We start from the raw sequence: 18,455 nt of genomic DNA on the forward strand, positions 1-18,455 counted from the left end.
TCGAGATGGAGCTAAAAGCCGCTTAACCCGTCCACTTTATCGGGGGAAGATCAATACCCAGTCTCGATTTCTCGTACCTGAAGAAGCGGTTTCGCTCCTTCCATCAATTCGCGTCTCTCGTCGGCATGATAAGATCGTCCACGATCGAAAGCGCCTCCAACAAGCGGTGGAGCTCGCGCTTCATCTTCCCCTTCGGCCGGCACGCCATCTACGAGGACCTCAACGTGAGCGGCGGCTCCGCGAGCCGCGAGTACATCTATTTCGGCCGGCCAGGCGAGCTGCTCTATCAGATGCTCACGCGTTCCAAGAATGCGGCGGCTTTGCAGACGCACCTCGCCGCGGCATTTGAGGCGAACGACTCCTGCGACCGCCTGCTGGCGTTGATGCAGCCGGACGTCCCCGAGGACTTCCAAAGTCGAGGAGACAGCTACCTTCCCTACGCAACCCATCCGACGTTCGACGCGATGAGTCAGGATTGGCTCAATCTCTTCGAACTGGGTCTGCCGCGCTTCGATGCCTATCCCCATCTTGCGACGTTGGGGGCGCTCCATCTCGCCCTCTATCAGCTCGTTGTGGCTGCCGAGGTCTGCGGAGCGGAGAAGCCGCACTTCATCTGCGAGGTCGTCGCGCCGCGCAAGACGCTGATCCGCGAACTTTCGATGATGAGCTACCTCCAGAACAGCCAGATGTCCGCACGCGCCGTCGAGGAGTACGTGAAGCGGATCGGGGAAGGCGAGCAGTGGCGAGCCGCCTCGGGCGAAGCATCCGGCTTCGCCGCTTGTCGGGAACTGATGCGCCAGCAGGTGAGATGGCCGCGAGCCGAGGACGACTACGAAGGTCCCGCGGACCCTTCCGCCCTGCTGATCGAACTGCGGAAGGCCGCGCTTGCGCGTCACAAGCAGCATGTCGGCAACGTTCACCGCAGTTACGGAGGAGGCGCCGGCCTGGTTTCGCGCCGCGGCACCAACCGGCTCAGATACGCGCCGACCGACGACCTGCTGAAAGCGCTGATTCTCGCCAATGTCGCGGTTCGCATGGAATACGGCGAGTTTCTCGACGTGCTCTTCCGGCGTTACGGGTTCGTCTTCGGCGAACGCGAAGCCATGCAGGTCTTGAGCCCCGAGGAATTCGACAAACGCGCCTTCCAAGCCAATGCGGACAGGCTGGAGAGCCGACTGCGCACGCTCGGCATGCTTCGCCGCCTGTCCGATGCGTGTGCCTACGTGGAGAATCCGCTCGGGAAAGCTGCGTCATGAACGTCTCAGAACTGGTGGGCGCCGTTTGTGCGGCGCTTCTGCGGGATGACATACCGGATGATTCCGCCGCGGCGACGCCGCAGGGGACGGCCCGCTTCGCCCTCAACTTCAGCGCGGATCATACCGCCGCGGTCGCGCGTGCGGTTCTGAACGACGCCTATCTTCGGGACAAGGTCGAAATCAAGCTGCCGGTTTCGTACGTCGGAAACCACGGGCTGCCCGACGCGGTCCTTACCACGAAGCCGGCGACGTACCTGAGGAACGCGGAATGCAGCAAGCCGGTCCTGCTGCTCGCAAGCGTCGAGCATACCGAAGAAGCATCGCTCCACGAGATAGCTCGGCTGGGACCGGCCGAAATCATGGATCGGCTGGACCTATGGATCCGGATCGCGTCAGCCGGTCTGCATCTCTCCTCCGAGCATGCGAAGTGGTGGGAAAAGGCGTCGACGGGCCTGCGGGATATCCGCCAGGTCTCGCTCGATCGGTTCGCAACATACGTCCTGCGGACCCGCCACGGTGTCGCCGAAGACGGCCATCCTCTCATCCACGCGCTGGGGGCCGCATTGGCCGCTCTCAGGCTGCCGAAGGATAGTTGCTACTTCGAGGGGATAAAGGAGAAATCCAGAGGCCACACGTCCGCTTGGCGAAGGTTCTTCACGGACGCCGCGCGCAAGCGCGGAAGCCTGCTTCTCAAGCTCACTCCGAGCCAACTGCTGCTCAGCGAGGAGGACCTCGCCGCCGCGTTCGCGAAGGTCAAGGACGCCATTCCGGAGGCTTGCCACCCCGTCGTCGAGCGGTTCGTCGCGGCGGGAAGCGGATGGAATGCCGAAGCCGCCGCTTTGGCCGAATGCGAATGGGAAGACGTCAAGCCGCTGTTCGATGGTCTGCAGCGGGAGAAGTACAATCTCGGGCAGGAAACCCTCAACTTCTACGCCGAAGGCGAAGACGGTCTGCTCTCCGTCGACGACGTGGAATACCTCAAGCTTCTGATCGGACGCAAAACCACCGAATTTCGCGAAGAGGATACCGCTTTCTACGAAGCGCACCGCAACGAGCTCAAGGAAGACAAGAAGCTCAAGTCCGCCTGGGACCGCTTCGTCTACGGACGTTCGATCGAGACCACGGACCTGTTGGCCGGTATCGCTTCTGCCATGGAGCCGTTGTTCAATAGGCGACCCTCCGGAAGCGGAAGGAAACTTCGGATCCGTTGCGACAGGGCGACCAAACGCGACCTCCGGGAGCTCAACGAAGACGCCGGCCTCTTCTTCGCGCATCGGTACGCAGGTCTGCGGCGACTGTTCAGCGAGCATGTCTCATGGGACGTCGGCGATCTGTTCGATTTCGCCGATCTGGTCGCGACATGGCGTGCCGCGGGCAAATACTCCGCGAACCGTTCGGTAGCCAGGCCGGCCCTCCAGTTGAAGTTCGTACTGGAGCTGGAGACGCAGACCGATACCGGGGCGTCCGTCACCTGTTCGACGCAGATCGTATGGAAGTTCGAGCCGACGGCCGTGTCGAGCCAGTTGGCGGACGACTGGTCCCGGCTCTCGGAGCATCCGATGGTCGTGTGCCGGGCGTCGCGGGAGTTTGCCGGCGCGAAGTCCCGAGCGAAGACCGTGGACTTGGCGGACGTGAAGACGTTCGTTCCCGCCTACGACCGCGACAGGGGCTCCTTCGTTCCGGTCTACAAGCAAGAGCGCGACATCGAAAAGATATGGCGCAGGAATCTCGCAAACTGCAGGGAGAGCCAGTTTCTCAGGCCTGCGGTCGCGGACGACCTGGAGCGCCGATTCGACTCTTTCGTCGGGGATTACAGGAAGGCGATCGGCGGCTTTTCCGAACACGGGGCGGGAGACGAGGCGAACCTCGATCAATTGAAATCCTACGCGTACCTCCTGGACGGCATCGTCTCGCTGGCTAAAGGCGACAGCAACCGGGACAACCTGCTCAAGCCGATCCTCGATATCGGGCTCGTGCCGGTGGATGGCGGGGCCGCCGCGGCCGTCGTTGCTCCATGGCATCCCTTCCGGCTCGCGGCGATGTGGAGAAAAGCCAAGCTCGTATCCGAACTCGTCGATCTGCTCCTGAATTCTCCCGGCGCGAGGGGCGACGACGCCCGGTTGTTCTTCAAGGACATTTCCCAAGATCTGTCGCACCCGCTCTATCCCGAGGTGGTGGCGACGTGGGGAAAAGACGGGCCGCAGCTTCTCTCCGTCAGCGACGTGCTGCTCGACTACAGCCTGCACGAGCCACCGATCACTTCCCCCGAGGAGGGGGACGATACCAACGAAAGTCCGGCGGAGGGCAGCGATTGCGTCGTCGACCTGGTCAGACGGTACCTGTCGCTGCATCCGCACGAACGCGCCAACATGTCGGTGGTGCTCTTCAACTGCGATTCCGCCCGGCTTCCGCAGGCCGTCGTGGACAAGATCGGGTCGATCCACGACGACGACGAGGACGTCCGTTGTCAGGTTCTGCTGCGTCACGTGGCGTCCGAGCGTCTTCGCGATCTCTACCATTCGATCCTGGGCGCCAGCACGACATCGGACACTTACAGCGCAAGCGAGGCGACGGAAGATTTCATGGCTCGGCTGCGCATATCGGTCATCGCCGATCAAGCGCCTCCTCCCGACCCGAAAGACGGCTGTCCGTACGACATAGTGTTCTCGCAGGACGTTATCTCCAGGCACGCGAGACTCGAATGGCACAAGGAGGCCGCGGATCCGGCCGACATAACCCGTCTTCTGCCCTCCCGCTGGTCGCGTCGGAGGCCGGCGGCCGCCGACGATCTCAAGTCCTCGGTGTACCTCTGCTGTCCGGTCCAAAGCGGCGAGGGGTGGTCCTATCTTACGGCACTAGCTTCGCTATTCCGCGGCGATTGGGACGACGACAGGAATCGCAGGTTGTTGCCGGTGAGGCAACTCGACTTCCGAGATGGCCGCACGGCCCGCATCTTCGAAGAGACCCACAACCTGGGCAACTGGGTAGTGAACTTCGACGAGTTGCTGGATCGGCGCCAGTTGCTGAATCAGGAAGTCCGCATCATCCGCTACAAGCAATCGGCGACCCAGGGGCGGAACGTCATTATCTCGTCGCGCGCCTCTGTGAGCCTGCTTCGATCCATGATCCTGCACCGGTTGAGGGCGCTGAATCTGGAATTGAGCGGCGCGGACCTCGCGCTGCTGGCCGAGCGGCTGATAAGCGACGCCAACGATGTTTCGGGAGATATCGTGCTCCGGGCGGCCAAACGCGGCCAGAGCGCAAGCGAGCTCATCGGAGTGGTCCTGAGCAGGGCCCTGGTAAAGGACGAGATCGGCGACGATCGAGCCGTCGGATGGTACTTTCTGGACGACTACGCTGCCTGGATGGGCCAGCGCGAGGAGCAGCTCGCCGATCTCCTTACCCTCAGCCCGCAGGTGTCCGCGGACGGGACGTTGCGGCTCACGATCGTGGTGACCGAGGCGAAATACGTCGAAGACGCCAGTCTGGCCGTCAAACGTAAGGAATCGCAAAAGCAACTGCGGGACACGATGCACCGCATCAGCGAAGCGATATTCGGCAACCCGGACCGCCTCGACCGGGATTCCTGGCTGTCCCGCATCGCGGATCTGGTGCTCGACGGGATCCGGTTGCCGGCCGCGAGCGGCATCGATCTGGCGGCATGGCGCAGGGCGATCCGCGAGGGGCGCTGCGAAATCCACATCCGCGGGTACTCCCATGTCTTCGTCCCGACGGCGGTGGAGGGAGCGGACCGCACGGACGCCTACGCCGTGCCGTCGGTCGCCGACGCCTACCAGGAGATCTACGGCCGCACCACGCTGAAGCAGCTTCTTCTCGCTTACTGGCAAAAGCAGAGTCCACGGGAAATCCGCATCGCCGCCGGTGCGGATTATCTGACGTCCGATCCGACGTGGCGGAAGCCCGGGTCGGGCGAGCCGGTCGTCACGCCGGCGCCGCCGAAGTCCGCAGGCAAGAAGCAGACATCGGACATGGCGCCCGCCGAAGATCCGACGCTGCGGCGCAGGTCCGCGGAGGGTCCCGAGATTCCTTCCGAGATTTCCGATGTGCTGCTCGAGGCGGCCGCGCCGACCGTTCCGGACGGATGGGCATATCCGCAAATCCAGGGGCTCTTGACGGAGGCTTCGGTCTCCGGCGTGTCCGAGGCGGAAGAACAGTGGCTGTCGAAGACCTCGTCCTCGGCGCGCGCCGCTCTTCAGCAGATGAAGCTGCAGGCGAAACTGATCAGTTCCTCGATGACGCCGAATAGCGCGCTTCTTCGATTTGCCGGCAGCGCCAACCTGACCGTGGATCAGGTCCTCAAGAAGCGATCCGAACTGCTCACCACCTTCGGCCTCAACGTCATCTCCGTCCGGCCCGAGCCGGGCGCGGTCGTGATCGCCGTGGAGAGGGAGGTCCGGCAGGTCGTCGACATCAGGGAAGTGTGGGCGCGTTGGAATCCGAAGAGCGCCGGATGGGGCAATCAGGACCTGCTCGTCGGCGTCCGCGAAGCGGACGGCAGTCTGATGTATCTGTCGCCTGGACGCATCCACGCGCCGCACACGCTGATAGCGGGGAGTACCGGGAGCGGGAAGTCGGTGCTGGTCCAGAACATCCTGTTGGCCATCGCCGCCACCAATACCCCCGAACAGGCCCGGATCGTTTTGATCGATCCCAAACAGGGCGTGGACTACTTCGCCTTCGAGGGACTGGCTCATCTCGACGGAGGCATCATCGACGAGCAGGAATTGGCCTCGCAACGGCTTGCCGAACTCGTCGTCGAGATGGACCGCCGATATGTCCGCTTCAAGGAACGACGCGTGGCGAACATAACCGAATACAACGCGAAGGCGCCCGAAAGCGAACGGCTGCCGGTCATCTGGCTGGTCCACGACGAATTCGCCGAATGGATGTTGATCGACGAGTACAAGGAGGCCGTCTCCACGGTCGTGCAGCGGCTCGGGATCAAGGCGCGAGCGGCGGGGATCTACCTGATCTTCGCCGCGCAACGCCCCGACGCGAACGTCATGCCGATGCAGCTTCGCGCCAACCTGGGCAATCGATTGATCCTGCGCGTCGACTCGGAGGGCACGTCCGAGATCGCGCTGGGAGACAGAGGAGCCGAACGGCTGCTGGGCCGCGGGCATATGCTCGCGAAGCTCGAAGGCGAGCGCGGGCTTTGCTTCTCCCAGGTCCCTTTCGTCGACTCTCGGTTCATCGAAACGGTCGTCGGGCTTACGCAGGGGACCGCTCCGCTCCAAAGCCGGGAAGCCGCATTCACCGGTTGACGAGGTACAAGGTAGTTTGATCGCTCTGAAATGATCGTTTCTCGAACCTTCCGGTGGAAGTTTGGCTTTTAGGGTCGCTGCCAGAACCGTACTCGAGCTAGGTGCCGAGCTGATAAGCTCCGACGCCGTCGCCATCTATGAACTCGTGAAGAACGCCATCGATGCGAAATCGGCGGACGGCGTCGAAATCCACTTCTGCATAGCGATGAAGCATAGCGCCTTCGTGGATGCTCTCTCCAGCGCCGAAGAGCTGGAGGCGCGAAAGATCGAAGAGGACGATACCTCCGCCGCGCAGCAATTGGAGGCCGATTTCGCCGAACTGAAGTCCTCCACCAAGGCTGCCTTCATAGAGAACTCGCCGGCAGAGGCGCGCACGGCGCTGTCCACCGCCGTCGACCGGGCCGAATCGCCCGCCGATTTCCGTACGCGATTGACGAGCGCCTACCTTGCCGCGAACTGGATAGAATTCAGGGACACCGGGCGGGGAATGTCGAAGGAGGATCTGCTCGAGTCGTTCCTGGTGATCGGAACGCCGTCGCGGCGTCGCTCGCTCGACGTCGAGCTGCGCACCAAGGATGCGGAGCCCCGGTATCTGGGAGAAAAAGGTGTCGGCCGCCTCTCCGCGATGCGGCTCGGCTCCATACTGGACGTGACCACTTCGACCTCGGAAGACAAGCGGCTGAATCATCTCCATGTCGACTGGTCCGTATTCGACGACCTGGACAAGATGGTCCAGGACATCGAGCTGGTGCCGACGGTCGGCGCGAGGAAACCGGACCCGGAGAGCAGCGGGACGACGATCAGGATATCCGGGATCGCCTCCAACTGGTCGGCCAAGCGGATGGTTGGCATCTGCACGTCCGAGCTTGCGCGGTTGTCCGATCCGTTTTCCAGGTCGAAGCGCAGGTTCCGGATAGCGGTGATCTTCAACGGAAGCCGGGTCGACATCCCTCGGCTCGACCGGGCCATATTCGAGCTCGCGCACGCGAAGGCGACGGGAGAACACTCGATCGTCAAAGGAAAGCCTCAACTCGACGTCGAGCTGTGGTGCGGCGATCTGGGCAAGGGCAACCCTCCGGAAGAACGTCGGCTCCACTTCGAAAAGATCGATCTCAAGTCGCTGGCGGACGACGTCCCGGCGTCCGCCCTGAGGACGGTGGGACCGTTCTCCTTCGAGTTCTACTGGTACAATCGTCGCCTGTTCCGAAGTATAGACGGCATCGGGGATCGCAAGCACATCCAGGATCTGCAGCGGCTGTGGTCCGGGATCATGCTGTTCCGGAACGGCTACCGTGTCTTTCCGTACGGCGACGACGACAACGACTGGCTCGGTCTAGACCGCAAGGCGCTCGCCTCCCAGGGTTACAAGCTGAACAAGTCGCAGTTCATCGGGCGGGTTTCGATCTCGCGTACGAAGAATCCCCATTTGATCGATCAGACGAGCAGAGAAGGTCTCAAGGATTGCGACGAGAAGGAGGTGTTCGTCGAGCTTCTCAAATTCGTCATCCAGGACCGTCTTCTCAACTTCCTCAACGAGGTGGAGGAGCGGCACCAACCGAAGTCGATCGACTTCGACAAGGCCGAAAAGCAGGTCAAGTCCCTGCAGGAAAGAGCTGTTACCTCGATAAAGGAGCTCGGCGCGCGCCACGCGGAGGAGAAGCCGAAGCTCCGCGAGCTCATGTCGTTCGTGGACGAAATGATGGCCTATTTCGCGGCGGCGAAGGAGCGCGCCGAGCAGATCGAGGACGAGCGCGACCGCATGCTGCAGCTCGCCGGTGTGGGGCTAATGCTGGAGATAGTCGCCCACGAACTGGCGAGATCGACGGAAACGACGCTCGCGCTGCTGTCACAGAAACCCGCTGAAGGTCTCCCTGCGGAGGTAAACTCCCTCTTCAAGTCGTTGCGCGACGAGATGCAGACGATGAACCGCCGGCTTCGGGTCCTCGATCCGCTCAGCGTCTCAGGTCGTCAGCGGAAGGAAACCTTCGATTTCGTCGCGATGGTCCGCGACGTGCTTGCCGGACATGCTCCCCAATTCAAGCGCCACAACGTCTCGATCGACGTCACGGTGGAGCGCGGCGCCAAGACCGTCATGGTCCACGGCGTACGCGGCATGTTCGTGCAGATCATCGAAAACCTGATCCAGAATTCCATCTATTGGATGGATCTCCAGGCGCTCGACGAGCAGAAGTACAAGCCGAACATCGCGATCTCGATCGGCAAACTTCCGAACCTACTCGAGTACACCGACAACGGGCCGGGCATCCAACCATCCCTGCGCGACGAAGTCTTCAAGGCGTTCTTCTCGACGAAAGGAAAGTCGAAACGCCAGGGCCTCGGACTGTACATCGCGGCCGATTGCGCCAAGCACAACGGCGGAAGGATTTTTCTATCGGAGGAACGCAAGGTCCACCGCGGCCGCTTGAACACGTTCGTTCTCGAAATTCCAGAGCCAGAGAAATGATAGAGCAGGTAAAGCAGCTGCTGGCCGAGCAGCAGTTCACGATCGCCGCGATCGTCGATGATGCGTTCGACGACATGCCGCGGCCGGGAGATATTCCCAAGGCTCTTTGGGACAGGTTCTTCGACGACCTGAAGGACGCCGACCACGAAAAATTCGCCGCAACGTACCAAGAATACGACGCGAAGGACCCATCGGAGCTGTCCCGGGATCCCGCCTTTCTGAAGATCGCATGGGAACTGCGGGATGAACTGAAGCCGGCCGGCGCGGTGTTCGTCGAATTCATCGAAGTCCGCCAGAACAAGAGGGACCGGCTGGTTCCGCTGCAGGATCTGCTCAAGGGCGGACTTGGGCTGATCTGCAACACCTACGGCAGGGATGGACACGACGCGATCGATGACGCGAACATCATCTTCCTGGACCTTTTCCTCGGATACATGGAGGGGCCAGGCGCCGTCGACCAGGCGATCGAGAGAATAAAAGCCATCGTCGATCGCCGACGTGATTGCCCGCCCACGGTCATACTGCTCTCGGAGAGCCCCCGGCTGCACGAATTGGGGCCCACCGTGCGGGACCGAGCGGAACTCCTGGGTTGTCAATTCCGGATGGTGAGGAAAAGCGATCTCGGCGATGCCGAAACGATGGTGGAAAGGCTTTACGAGCTGGCGGTCTCCCGTCCGGATGCCCTGAAGCTCAATGGATTCGTGCTGTCGTGGGACAAAGCTCTCACGGGCGCACGCGAGAAGTTTCTCGCGAGCATTCGCACGCTCGACCTTCCCGACTACGCGAACATGAACGCCCTCATCCTGGAGGCAGAAGAGGAGCCGGTCGGAGATTACATCCTAGACCTTTACGACCTTCACCTGCATTCGATCCTGGAGGGCGATACCGACCTCGTGAGGGACGCCAAGCGATTGAACCAGATCGACTGGAAGGAATATCCGCCGGCTCAATTCATGCCGACCGAGGAATCGGACCGCATGATGGACGGTGCGCTCTTCCAGCACGGCGATCGCACGAGGATCGAAGCGGAAATAGATGCCAATCCGAAGGCCGCGCGATTGGGCGACGTCTTCCTCGCCGAGTCGAAGGCGGTGGCCGCAAAGGATGGAGTTCCGGAGCATGTCGAGCAGCACGCTTTCGTGGTGCTTTCGCAGGCCTGCGATCTGCAGCACGGCAACACGGATCGCCTGCTGCTTCTGAAGGGATCGGTGCATCCGTACGAACGATCGGCGAAGAAGATCGGAGGGAGCAGCATTCAGACGCCGATCATGATGGTCGACGGAAAGAAGTACTCCCTCGATTGGGATCCGCTCGCGGTCGAAACCTGGATGGTCGACGACCTGCCGGCCAGGCTGGATTCCGGCCTGAGGCGCGTGCGCCGGTTCCGAACGCCGTTCGCCCTTCAACTCCAGCAGGCGTTCATCGGCCGCTTGGGGCGGGTCGGTACCTTGGCCGCCATGCCGACCCGGCAACGCGTCGGCGTTCGAATGTTCCTGCGAGGAAGGAGTGGGGCAACTCTGCTTGCGGAGGCCACCATGGATCAGGATCTAGCGACCTGTCTGGCCGGACGGGACAAGTCCAAGGTCATAGAGTGGCTGCTGCTGTCCGAAAAGCTGTTGGATATCTTTCGCAAGGAGCTGCGAAACGTCGATCCCAACGAGTTCTTGCCCGGCTCGCCGTCGCCGCGAACCCTCAGGGACGATCCGGCCTTCTATCGCAAGCTCAAGGCGGGGCTTGCGATGAGGTCGGAATCGGCGAAGGGCGAGAAGCCCCTGAAGGACACTCCGTTCGACATCGTCCAGATCGTCCTCGGCCACTCCATTCTGCCTGGGAGCGAGATCCCCGGAAGCTTTCATCCGATCGTGATCGAGGTCCAAAAAGCCTGACCGGCGGAGCTCGGCGTCGGCACAGATCCCGAAGACGGGGCGGGCCGCCCGCATCCGCCGGGGCAAGCGGCCGATGATTCTCCGACGGACGTCTCTATCCCCGGTCGGCGAGCAGCTCGGCGTCCCTCAATTCATGCAATTGCAGTTTCCGAACCATTGCGTGTCGGGGCGTTCTTTTCGTTCAGTGTCACGGGAATCGGAGCCGAGGGATCGATCAACGATTGGAAAGCGAATTCCTGGATGAGCAAGAGCAGAAGACGACCCACGGCGTACATCCGGAAGATGACGAAGTTGGCCTTGCCCTTCCCGTTCTCGGCCCAGGCCGCCGTCGGCACGGCATCATGTCCGTGCGCAATGTGATTTCAATAGATGCGCGCAAGTCGGCCGCGGCGGCGAGCCCGCAAGTTTGTAGTCGTGCGCGATACGATCGATCTCGGAGTCGAGGTCGCCGCATTTCCGGCGGCACAATTCGGCGAACCGGTACAGTCCGTTGACGGTAGGAAACTCGTCTTCGGGTCTGGGATTTCCTTGGGCCAGTCGGCGGCCTCGGACGGCTACCTTGTCACGTTTGAATTGGCCGCCACCCGCAGCGCCGACCGCGGCTTCGTGGGCGCACCAAAGAAAATTGAAGATGCTCGGGCCCGCTACATATTTGGCGGCAATTTCGCTGCTCAGTTCCTCGAACTCCCATGCTGTGTCGCACCAGACGATGGATTCGCTATCATCGACATAAGCGGTGTCGGCGGAAGCGTCCTCAGAGGCTCGCCGCCATCTGGAGCGGGAAAGGATCGCATCCCAGTCCACTTCCGGATCTCGCGACGTCAGAAGCTCCAACTGATGTGCGACCGCGATTGCTCGACAGAGCCGCTTGATGTGTTCCCGAAACGGCCGCAGCCGGTGCATATGGCATGTGGTCTTTCCACACCGGCAAGTGAACAGCTCCGTTGCTGAATCGATCGCTGTGGAGTTCGTCCTGGCCATCAGCCACCTCTGCATGTCCGGATCGATATGGCCCATCGCCCATCCATCCGCACGCCCTAATTTAGGTTTCGGCGCGCAAGTCCGCGGCCGGTTGGCCCGCTCGGAAAGGGGTGCTGGCGGCCCGGACTGATGCGCCTACGATCTTGTCGCCGAAGTTCTCTTTTCCGGAATAGTCATGTGTCAGCCTTCACCGATCGCGTCGTCTTCGGAGTCTTCGCTGGCGTCAGGAGTTCGGCGACGGGCACCTTGAGCGCCTTGGCGAGGCTTTCGATCGCCACGATCGTCGGGTTTGAGCGCCGGTTTTCCATCAGGCTGACGGCGTTCTGGTCGATGCGGGCTTCGGCCGCCAGCGCATCCTGGCTCCAGCCGCGATCCTTGCGCAACCTGCGCAGATTGGCGGCGAGCGTCCGCAAGGCCGCCGACTTCCGGGCAGGGAATCGCTCCTTGAACGGCTTCTGTTCCGGCTTCTTCTGCTGTGCTTCGGTCACGCGGTCGGTCGGTCGTTGGAGTCAACCGCGATGATAGACACATCGCAGGGGATGACAAACATTTTCCCCCAGTTACTAACCGAAGCTAATCATGTGGACCAGTCCACAGCGTCCGACGGATGTGACGACCACTCGCTAAGTGGACTGTTCTTCTGTCCGATTCGCGCCGTCCTAGCGACTAAACACAGTTTAAGCGCGAGAGGAGGGGCTGGTCGCTTTCTGCGGTCTGAGGAAGATGTAATGAATTCTGGAAAATACGAGGACGTTCGGCGCTGCTCGCGGCGGGACATTTCCGGTCTTTGGCTCCGCCTCCGCGCAGAATGAAGTTGGATAACGACCGGACGTCGTGATGGATTTATCGGCGGCGTTCGAATCAGAGTTTTGCGATTTCGTCGGGGATGCATGCCGCAGACGAGAACTGCCCGTTGATAGACACCTGAGATCCAGGTCGAGCATTGATCTTTAGCCCGGATCCGTAAGCCGGATGATCCAATTTGCTTAGTCGATCATCGGCTTGCTGCGGCTTCTACCGCCTGTTGCGGGCTACTTTCCGCTCGAGCAGCCTAATCCCTGCTGAATTGTGCAGTTGGCCGTTTTACAATTGCGGCTTTCGATCCGCCGCGCGAGCCACAGTTTTTCACCCCAAGATGCCGTGGCGCTTGGGCGCGACGAACGCGTCTCGCCGCTGCGGAACGTGGAACGCATTGTCGCCGTCTTAGGATGCTGCCCCTCGCTGTCAGCTGGCAGACGGCGCCGATCTGCTCCTCGCAGACCGGGCAAACAGAGCGTGAGGTCGGCGGAGCATAGATGGCGCTAGTCTATTTGCACACTTGGGCCACTGGCGCCCGTTCGAGCGGCGCGGTGGCCTGATGAATCGCGCCGGCATGATCGGAAACCACGAACGTCTCGCGTCCCCGGCGAAAGCCGTCTCCGTCCCGGGTATCAGGCGGCGGTCCGTTCGCCGGCATAACGCTTCTGAAGGGCGTCGAATACTTCGACCGCCACGATCGGCTCGTGTCGCCCTCTGGCGATGTTCCATTCCGCGCGCGGCTTGAAGACCCGCATCCGAGCCCCGGTGGTTGCGTCTTCGAACGTGTGGTAAATTCCGGAGATGACAAAGCCGGTGTAGGTCATGTCGTGAAGCACGCCGAGAACGCCGTCCTTCGACAACATCGTCACTTTCCATTTTCCCCCACGAGGCGACGGAATGCGCATCTCGTTCAGCTCTTTCACGATCGCCAGCAGGGACGCTCCGTCGAGGTAGGAGCGGTAGATCTTCCGCACGATGAGCGCCTCCTCGGGACGGATCTTCAGAATGCCGCTTTGCCCGCCGGAGCGAACCACGTCGTAACCGTAGGGCGCAGGGCCAACGTGACGGCCGTCCTCATTGACGGCCTTGAGCCTGCGCGCGGTGTGGCAACGCCTGTCGTCAAGCCCCAAGCCGGCGACCATGTGCAGCGCCACGGCCATCATATTCGTAATCGGACCGGTTGTCGTCGTCCAAACCTGCACGCCGCAGCGCTCGGCCAAGCCGATGAAATAGGCTAGTTCGGAGTGCCTCCGGCTAAAACGGCTCGGTTCGGTCGCCAGCACGGCATCGACCTGGCCGGCGCGCATGGCATCTTCAATCTGCCGGAGCGCCGTCCGCGTCCGCAGCGGCCTGCCGCTCTCGGCGTCAACGACCTTGCCCGCCGCGACCCAGCCCTTTTGATTCGAGCTGTACTCGGCCATGGTGATCATCTGATCCTCAAGCGAGACATCGTACGGTTTGCTGGAAGTGCTGGCATAAGACAAGACTCGTACGGCCGCCGCCTGCACGCCCGGCTTGGTCGACGATTCACCTTCATCGGTCGCGGAATTTGCCGTTTCGGGTCTGGTCATCACTGCAATCCTTTTCGGAGCTTTCGCGCGTTCGACGGCGCTTTCCGTTATCGAACTTTCGGGTGCCTAACCTTCCGGCCAAACTTTAATGCTCGCCTACCGTCCTTACGAGTTTGCCGGACTGCTTAAGTTTCGGTTGCCCGGACGTGGTTAGGCTTCCGTGAAGGGCTACGATTTGATCGATTCCGCGCGAGATATCGCCGTCGATCCGATCAACGCTCGATCCGAACGAAGCTTTTGAGACCGTCGCCGGACCTCTCCGTCAACCGCTGCGAGCGCCATGACGGCCAAGACGCTACGCAGCAGTTGCTCTCGCTCGGGCGAGAGGGGTTGCGGCGTTTCGTTTTTCTTCCGCTCGAGCCGGCGTGCATCGGTGCCTTCTCGGCTTTCCGCTACCTTTCGGTCGGCGGCTTCATGATTACTCATTGGGCTCTCCTGCGTCGCTGGTCGGGGTCGACGCCGCAGGCAGTCCTGCGGCGATCTTCCCGCGTCGTCACCTGTCGGAATAGCGGTCGAAGGCGGTGACGCGGCGATGGGGAATGGCTGCGTCGTTTCGCCGATAGACCTCCCGACGTAGAAATTCGACTTCACCGTCCAACGCGTCCTCGGCAACCTCCGCGCACCAGGCGCTCGGACCGTCCTTTCCGCTTGCATCCCACCGATATCCGCGCGATTTCAGGAGCAGACGGGAGCCATAGGGCGCTCCCTCGGCGCGCACGCGTAGTCTGGGCGTTCGAGCCGATTCCAGGAGCGCGGCGAAGACCGGACGTCCGCTTCGCGGGAGGTCACGGGTGAGAATTTCGACTCCTGCGTAGCAGTCCTCCTCTGCCCGGTGCGCGTCGAAGAAGAAGCCGTATGCCGCCGCGATATGGCACAAACGACCGCCCTCAAAACCCTCTCCGGCCCAGTCCACCTCCTTCAGCGAACATGCCCACGCCTTGGAAGCGAATTCCGGCCACAACGGCTCGCAGAACGGACGATCGAATGCGGCGTTGTGGGCGACGACCAGCGACACGTCGCGCAGCATGTCGCGAACGATCTCGTCGTCCACCACGGCGCCGGAGATCATCTCGTTCGTGATGCCGGTCAACGTCGCGATGCCGGGCGGAATGGGGCGACCCGGATCACGCCTGGCGACGAACGGCTTGTCGATGCCGACGATTCTGCCGTCAGGCTCGTAATCGAACGGCAGCATGGCGAGCTCGATCACCGTGTCCGTCTGCCGGTCGAGACCGGTGGTCTCGACATCGAGAAAGACTGCCCGTTTGGTCGACAACGCTCGGCGTGAAGACTTGAAAACGCGCGGCTTGAGGCGGCGGAGCAGCCGGTAATTTCCGCAGCTCTCCAGTGAAAGCGCGATCCGCTCGTACTCCTGCTCTCGCGCGATCGGTGAGCGCGTATGGATGAGGTCCGTTTCAGTCATCGATCTGGCTCCAGTCCTCGGCAGCCATGAGAGAGGCCAAAGATGTGATAAATCACATAACACGAACTATCCGGCTTTGGTAGCTTAAAGCTACCGATTTTCGGAGACGGTTAACGGCGGGTGATGCCGCTTCGAGATCGCGAGGTATCCGCCGGCGGCAGCGCAAGGCGGAGGACGTACCGGCGCTTTATCTGAACAGTCAACCCGTCTCAGTTGGATTTTTGAGCGTCAGTTGCCCGAAATCCGAGGGCTTCCGACTGCGGACGCCTGTGAGACAGATTTGAGGATCGCGAGGGCGGCCCGGCGACGCTCAGCCAGCACAGCACGACAGCTTCGCGACCTCCTTGTTGAAGGACAACGCTGCGAGCTTCAAGCCTTCCACAGTGGTCAGATAAGGGAAGATGGCGTCCGCAAGCTGTTGTACCGTCAGGCCACATGTGATCCCGAGGGCTGCCGTCTGGATGCTGTCCGCGCCCTCCGGCGCCAGGATATGGGCGCCGAGTAGCTTGCCGCTTCCGGCGTCAGCGACAAGCTTGATCAGCCCGCGCGTATCGCGAGCAGCGAGTGCGCGCGGTACCTGGTCGAGGCCGATGGTGGCAACGCGAACATCCAGGCCGACTCTGCGCGCCGCCGCTTCTGTCAGGCCAACGCTCGCAACTTGCGGGTCGGTGAACACGATCGCGGGCATGGCGCTGTTGTCGTAGCGCAAGCTGTCGCCATTAAGGGCATTCCTGGCGGCGAGTTTGGCGCCGTAGGCGGCCATGTACACGAACTGGTCGCGGCCGGTGACGTCGCCGGCAGCATAGACGCCAGCCTTGGTCGTGCGCATGCGGTCGTCGACCACGATGCCGCCCTTCGGCGAGACGGCGATGCCGCGCTCAGGGAGCCCGAGACCTTCGATGTTGGGGGTACGGCCGGTGGTAACCAGCAGCTGATCGGCATCGATCGCGACGTCTTGGCCGACGCGCGCGACGGTGAGTGAAACACCTGTGTCGGTCTTGCGGATCGCACGGTAGGCAATGCTGGAGATGACGGTAATGCCCTCGTCTTGGAAATACCTCGTGAGCGCTGCCCCGATCTCGGGCTCGGCCTCGGGAAGCAGGCGGGACCGGCAGACGAGCGTCACCTTGACGCCGGCGCGAGCGAACATTTGGGCGAGCTCCGCGCCGACATAGCCGCCGCCGATGACGAGGAGCGATGTTGGCAGCTCCTCAAGGTCGAGCGCCGTCGTGCTGGTGAGATACGGCACGGTCTCGATCCCGGTGATAGCGGGGATAGCCGGTCGTGCACCGGTCGCGATGATGATCCTGGAGGCGGGAATGCGCGTGCCGTTCACCTCGACACCGCCGTCGATGAGGCGCGCCGGCCCGTCGCGATAAGCGATGCCGTTGTAGGCGGGGAGCAGGTCCACGTACTTGGCCTGACGCAGATCGGAAACCAGCGCATCCTTCTGGCGAACGGTTGCCCGCCAGTCGGTCAATTCGGCCTCCACCATGATGCCGGCAAAACGAGCCGCCGCGTGAGCGTTATGCAACGTCTCGGCGGCGCGGATCAGGGTCTTCGATGGCACACAGCCGATGTTGACGCAGGTGCCGCCAATGGTGCCGCTGCCGATGAGCGCGACCTGGGCACCCTGTTCGGCGGCCGTGATCGAAGCCGAGAAGCCGGCCGAGCCGGCGCCGACCACGACGAGGTCGTAGGCGTCACCATTGCGACCGTTCACACGCATGGGCCGGTTCGCGGCTATTGCGTTCTTCGGCGGATTGCCCGACCGTCGCGGCGCCGTATCGATGCCGGCGAGGCTCGGCCCGAACAGAGCACGGCCGGCCTCCAGCGCTTCCTCGATTGACAGCCGAAACCCCGGCTCGTCGGCGGGGCGCGTGCGGCGCCACGCGGAGAGATGATCATCCGAACAGAAGAAGGCAGTTGCCGTGCAAAGAGAGTTGGCGGCACATCCGTCTTCGGAGCGCACGCTCAGCCAGACGACGGCCGAGCGCGGCTCAATGCAGGCAGACGCCCGGCCTCGATCCCGCGTGGTGATCCGGATCGATGCGCCGCAGTGTCGGCAGCGGGATGCGACCTCGAGATCGCGATCGGTCATGGCGCCCATGCCGAGCGCGTCGACTGCGCACATCGCGTTGAGCGTGCGTTCGGCGAGCGTGACCTGATGGTCGGTATCCTGGTCGGTGACGGGATAGGCGCCGACAATCCGCTCTCCGTCGAGCACCACGAGATCGCGACGACGGAGTTCCCTGAGGAGTGGCTGGATGGCCGCCTCGCTCAGCCCCGCGCGTTCGGCAAGTGCGCCTGGCGTCGGCGCCCGACCGTGTTCCACATAGTGCTGAAGGAGCGCAATGCGAACCTGGTCCGTGGCGGGCTCGTAGCCGCTCCAGCGAGTGAGCACATGGTCGGATCCGACCATCGCGAGCAACGCGTCCTTGACCAACGGCGAGGTAACAACCGACCAATCTGGGAAGGCGACGCCCGGCCGCACGGCGTAGCTCGGCGGGGGCGCCGACGCGGATGGCGCAATGCTGTCTCGTGACTTGGAAGATGCGCAGCAATCGTTCACAGCTTCACGCCTTTCCTTGTGGTTCTTGGTCTCACAGCGAGAGGTATGGGCCTGGCGGCGGTGGAGCTCCCACGCGATGAGTGCGAGGCTGACGACAAGCATTGAAAACGGAACCAGGTCTGCGCTGCCGAGCCAAGCGCCCAAACCGACCAGGGGCAGGAGCACAGCAAGAATGGGGGTCACGCAGCAGATCGCAGCTATCGCGGCGCCCACCACGCC

The 18,455-nt window shown here is 62.4% G+C and carries 11 protein-coding genes; 4 read left to right on the plus strand and 7 right to left on the minus strand.

Annotation, left to right across the window (positions count from 1 at the left end):
* The first annotated feature begins 125 nt into the window (after nucleotides 1-125).
* From AX729_RS27285 to AX729_RS27300, 4 genes are all read left to right on the plus strand, one after another.
* Nucleotides 126-1,256 (plus strand): methylation-associated defense system protein MAD7 family protein, encoded by a 1,131-nt coding sequence (locus AX729_RS27285; protein WP_061027316.1) that lies wholly within the window; start codon nucleotides 126-128, stop codon nucleotides 1,254-1,256.
* The gene (locus AX729_RS27290; protein ID WP_061027317.1) at nucleotides 1,253-6,541 is read left to right on the plus strand and encodes an FtsK/SpoIIIE domain-containing protein; all 5,289 of its coding nucleotides are present in this window, start codon (nucleotides 1,253-1,255) and stop codon (nucleotides 6,539-6,541) included. Before AX729_RS27285 ends, AX729_RS27290 begins: the two co-directional genes overlap by 4 nt.
* A gap of 61 nt (nucleotides 6,542-6,602) precedes the next feature.
* A complete protein-coding gene (locus AX729_RS27295) occupies nucleotides 6,603-9,005 on the plus strand; it encodes a sensor histidine kinase (RefSeq protein ID WP_061027318.1) in 2,403 nt (800 codons plus the stop codon).
* A complete protein-coding gene (locus tag AX729_RS27300) occupies nucleotides 9,002-10,891 on the plus strand; it encodes a hypothetical protein (protein ID WP_061027319.1) in 1,890 nt (629 codons plus the stop codon). Before AX729_RS27295 ends, AX729_RS27300 begins: the two co-directional genes overlap by 4 nt.
* A gap of 131 nt (nucleotides 10,892-11,022) precedes the next feature.
* Here AX729_RS27300 and AX729_RS27305 read toward each other — a convergent pair whose 3' ends face one another.
* The 7 genes from AX729_RS27305 to merBA form a co-directional block, all read right to left on the minus strand.
* Entirely contained in the window at nucleotides 11,023-11,226 is a 204-nt protein-coding gene (locus AX729_RS27305; RefSeq protein ID WP_061027320.1) for a hypothetical protein, read from the minus strand.
* A 4-nt stretch (nucleotides 11,227-11,230) separates the two neighbouring features.
* Complete coding sequence (locus tag AX729_RS27310) at nucleotides 11,231-11,908, minus strand: hypothetical protein (RefSeq protein ID WP_061027321.1); 678 nt, start codon at nucleotides 11,906-11,908, stop codon at nucleotides 11,231-11,233.
* Between the two features lie 137 nt (nucleotides 11,909-12,045).
* Nucleotides 12,046-12,360 carry a helix-turn-helix domain-containing protein gene (locus AX729_RS27315; RefSeq protein ID WP_245325407.1) on the minus strand — a complete coding sequence of 105 codons (315 nt, stop codon included), beginning with the start codon at nucleotides 12,358-12,360 and terminating at the stop codon, nucleotides 12,046-12,048.
* 942 nt (nucleotides 12,361-13,302) lie between these two features.
* Entirely contained in the window at nucleotides 13,303-14,241 is a 939-nt protein-coding gene (locus tag AX729_RS27320) for a recombinase family protein (protein ID WP_061027322.1), read from the minus strand.
* Between the two features lie 168 nt (nucleotides 14,242-14,409).
* Nucleotides 14,410-14,667 carry a hypothetical protein gene (locus tag AX729_RS39995; RefSeq protein WP_156457235.1) on the minus strand — a complete coding sequence of 86 codons (258 nt, stop codon included), beginning with the start codon at nucleotides 14,665-14,667 and terminating at the stop codon, nucleotides 14,410-14,412.
* 67 nt (nucleotides 14,668-14,734) lie between these two features.
* The gene (locus AX729_RS27325) at nucleotides 14,735-15,664 is read right to left on the minus strand and encodes a 3'-5' exonuclease (RefSeq protein WP_061027323.1); all 930 of its coding nucleotides are present in this window, start codon (nucleotides 15,662-15,664) and stop codon (nucleotides 14,735-14,737) included.
* Nucleotides 15,665-15,974: 310 nt separating this feature from the next.
* Nucleotides 15,975-18,452 carry a bifunctional organomercurial lyase/mercury(II) reductase MerBA gene (merBA, locus tag AX729_RS27330; RefSeq protein WP_197433680.1) on the minus strand — a complete coding sequence of 826 codons (2,478 nt, stop codon included), beginning with the start codon at nucleotides 18,450-18,452 and terminating at the stop codon, nucleotides 15,975-15,977.
* Between the last annotated feature and the right edge of the window lie 3 nt (nucleotides 18,453-18,455).

Source organism: Bradyrhizobium sp. CCH5-F6, assembly GCF_001556045.1.
GTDB lineage: Bacteria > Pseudomonadota > Alphaproteobacteria > Rhizobiales > Xanthobacteraceae > Bradyrhizobium.